General features: G+C 39.4%; 3 protein-coding genes and 1 pseudogene. All 4 read right to left on the bottom strand.

Annotation, left to right across the window (positions count from 1 at the left end; all coding sequences use genetic code 11):
• Positions 1–118: 118 nt before the first annotated feature.
• Positions 119–595: pseudogene (locus FTT77_RS17005) on the bottom strand (GMP synthase (glutamine-hydrolyzing)); the annotation flags it as partial.
• A gap of 56 nt (positions 596–651) precedes the next feature.
• The gene (estT, locus tag FTT77_RS17000) at positions 652–1,512 is read right to left on the bottom strand and encodes a macrolide hydrolase EstT (RefSeq protein ID WP_077782102.1); all 861 of its coding nucleotides are present in this window, start codon (positions 1,510–1,512) and stop codon (positions 652–654) included.
• Positions 1,513–1,529: 17 nt separating this feature from the next.
• Entirely contained in the window at positions 1,530–2,666 is a 1,137-nt protein-coding gene (gene tet(X), locus FTT77_RS16995) for a tetracycline-inactivating monooxygenase Tet(X) (RefSeq protein ID WP_044502094.1), read from the bottom strand.
• Positions 2,667–2,689: 23 nt separating this feature from the next.
• Positions 2,690–3,067, bottom strand: a complete 378-nt coding sequence (locus FTT77_RS16990; protein WP_044502095.1) for a hypothetical protein — start codon at positions 3,065–3,067, stop codon at positions 2,690–2,692.
• Positions 3,068–3,526: the final 459 nt, after the last annotated feature.

Genomic DNA, 3,526 nt, shown 5'->3' with positions numbered 1-3,526 from the left:
GAGGCATGTTCCGCGTCCTTGCAATACTGTGTTTACATACAGTCTATCGCTTAGCGGAAAGTTCTTTTACCCTCAGCCGAAATGCCTGCCGTTGCTAGACATTGCCAGCCAGTGCCCGTCACTCCCACTCAATAGTTGCCGGCGGCTTTGAGGAAACATCGTAGGTTACCCGCGAAATACCGGGAATCTCATTAATGATGCGGCTAGAAACCGTTTCTAAAAACTCATACGGCAAGTGTGCCCAGCGCGCTGTCATAAAATCGATAGTTTCTACTGCGCGCAATGCCACCACATACTCATAGCGGCGGGCATCGCCCACTACGCCAACCGACTTCACTGGCAAGAATACAGCGAAGGCTTGGCTGGTTTTGTGATACAGGTCAGCGGCATACAGCTCTTCGATAAAGATGGCATCAGCCAAGCGCAACCTGTCGGCATATTCTTTTTTTACTTCGCCAAGAATACGCACACCCAAGCCAGGGCCAGGGAAGGGATGACGGTAAACCATGTCGTAGGGCAGACCTAACTCCATACCGATCTTGCGCACCTCATCTTTAAACAGCTCGCGCAGCGGCTCCACCAGCTTGAGCGTCATAACACATTGATATTAGCTTCAATCTCTAAACCGTTGATTTGGAAATACATAATACCCTATTTGTTCATTCTTTTGTTATTTGTTGTATGTTGCGTTATTCCATCAATAATTTTATTCCAATCTTCGAAATGTAGTTCGTGTCCGGTTCCATCAAGCGTTATTAGTTTTGAGCCGTTTATCTTTTCAAGTAAAACTGCTGAATTCTTAAAATGCCATATTTTATCGTCCGTTCCGTGTACAATTAAGGTTGGTTGATTGATTTCGCTCAATCTGTTCCAGTATTCTTCACCACCTTGCAGTGCCGCATGATTGAACATACTTATATAGTTATTAGCTCTTTTAAATTCGGCTCTAATCAGTTTTTCACTTCTTTGTTTGTCAAATTGTTTCCTGCCGCTCATCAATTCAGCACCTTGAATTAAATAATTTGCCACACTGTCTTCATTTGTCCAATCTACGGTTTCAGCTTTTCCGTGAAAATCTAAAATACGCGTATCCATTTCAGGAATTGTGGGGTCTGAGTCGCCCCAAGGACCTGATGAGATTAGTGTTATTGAACTTACCCTGTCGGCATATTTTATTGATGCTATTTGAGAAATCAGTCCGCCCAGTGAAATTCCCACAAAATTGGCTTTGACTATTTTATAGCCGTCCAAAATTGAAATAGCATCATGGGTTAAGTCAACAATATCATAGGGGGTTGAACCCGGTTCGTAATTAGTAGATTTTCCTACGTCCCTATTGTCGTAGCGAATAACAAAAAATCCCTTTTCAGATAGTTTCTGGCAAAATTCAGCATCCCAATACAACATGGATACCGTTGCTCCCGCAATCAAGAGTATTGCCGGATCTTTTTCACATCCAAAACTTTCGGTAAAAAGTCTTATTCCGTTTTTTTTAACTATTTTCTCTTTCATTTCCTCGCCTTTCTGTTTTATAGATTCATTAGTTTTTGGAAAGAAAAGTCGAGGCTGAACATTTCCGTTTCGTTTATTATTGATTCTGCCTGTGCTTCTCTTCCATAAGCAAACATTTGCTGTTCATAATTTTCAATAGCCTCTTCAATGCTGTTAAATTTCCCATTGGTCAGATTATCCGACAATATCAAGGCATCCATCAACCCACTGTTTACGCCTTGTCCTGCAAAAGGAGGCATCAAATGAGCAGCATCTCCAATCATCGTTATGGGTAATGGACGCTTACTTTTCCAAGACTTATCTAAGGGAAATATTCGTGTCGCTAACCCTACAAAAGATGATGTCAAACGAATCAGTTCTTTGTAGCGTTCGTCCCAATCGGAAAATTTTTTCAGGAGAAAATCAACGACACTATTTCTGTCTTGAAAATCTACCCGCGTTTTGCTTTTCCATTCATCAGGTGTTTTAAAACTTATTCCAAAATGCAATGCACCATTATTATTAGGATTCGCAAATAATAAATTACCTTGATGAGCAGCCATTAGCCGGTTTCCATTGCAAAGCTGAAAAAATCCAGGACAGTTCACCTCCGGTTGATGAATATCGGCTTGTATATTGAAAGTACCTGTTTCTTCAACTTCCGTGTCGGTAACAAATTTTCTTACTTTAGACATTCCACCATTGGCAATAATAACCAGATCTGCTGTTTCACTCGATTTATCCTCAAAAGTTAGTATCCACTTCTCCTTATCAGGTTCAAGGGTAACAAGTTTTCTATCCCAAATGACGGTATCATTTTGTAAACTATTTAATAGGATAGTCCTTAAGTCATTTCTGTTTATTTCAGGATTGTCAAAACGATTTTCGGGTCTTACATTTTTTGTGGTTAAAATATTGCCCTTTTCATCAACAATATTTACACCCATTGGTAAAGCTAAGTCATAATAAGTTTGTAACAATCCCGCTCTTTTCATTGCTTCCTGTCCCGAATCCCTGTGCAGATCAAGTGTCCCACCAAAAATCCTTGCATCTTGGTCTTTGTCTCTCTCGTAAACTGTAATGTCCACGCCGTTTTGCTGTAACAATCTCGCCATTGTTAATCCAACAGGCCCGGCACCAATTATTGTAATTTTTTTATGTTTTAGTAAAGTCATATTCTTGTTCGCTGGTTTTAATGTCAACTAATGTCTGTCAATTTAATCACTTTGTTTTTTTTAAATTCAAACACGGATTTTCCTGATAACTTTAGCTTTTGCCCTTTTTTTAAGCCGTTCGGAAAGTCAATTGCTAAAATTGCTGTATAATCAATTTCTATTTCAGTGCTGTTGTCAAAATGCCTAAACGATTTAACTGTCTGTGTTCTCTTTGCAAAGTATGTTTTTGCTGTTTCTGCCTGTTGTTTAAACGCTGTTAACCCTTTCAGCGATAAACTTATATCATTATTTTGAATGTTTTCAAAAACAATATTATCGTCAAGGTCTGCAACCATTTTTTTGATATCAAATTGGTTGTATCCATCGATGTAGTTATTGATGATGTTTACTCTGTCGGTCATATTTTGTAATTATTTATCGGTTACATATTGGTGTTGTCTGTAGGTTGTTCTACGATAATTGCCAACTTTTAACTTCTATACGAAGGAACATGTTGGGATACTTGAACTTTCGATTTAGCGCCAACACGAGCAAACCGAAGTTAGCACCTACTCTCTATTCAGCATATTTTTTAAAAATACTTGTGGCAATGTGTCCGCCAAAACCAAAAGTATTACTCATTGCGTAATTCACTTGCCGTTGTTGTGATTGGTGTAACGTCAAGTTAAATATATCCCTATATTCAGGTTCAATATCTACCGAATTGATTGTTGGCGGAACAATGTTATTCTGAACAACGTATAGGAAGAATAAACGCCCTTTTCACCCAAGTCCAACAGCTTTGGACCGCAGTTGACTCTTTCGACACCCCTGCGATGCAACCCAATCCGGCTGACGGGGAGCCAGCAACGCTGAAAATT

The sequence above is a fragment of the Acinetobacter sp. YH01010 genome (assembly GCF_013420775.1).
Taxonomy (GTDB): domain Bacteria; phylum Pseudomonadota; class Gammaproteobacteria; order Pseudomonadales; family Moraxellaceae; genus Acinetobacter; species Acinetobacter amyesii.
The sequence above is the reverse complement of the archived record's forward strand: the minus strand, read 5'-3'. Positions and strand labels throughout refer to the sequence as shown.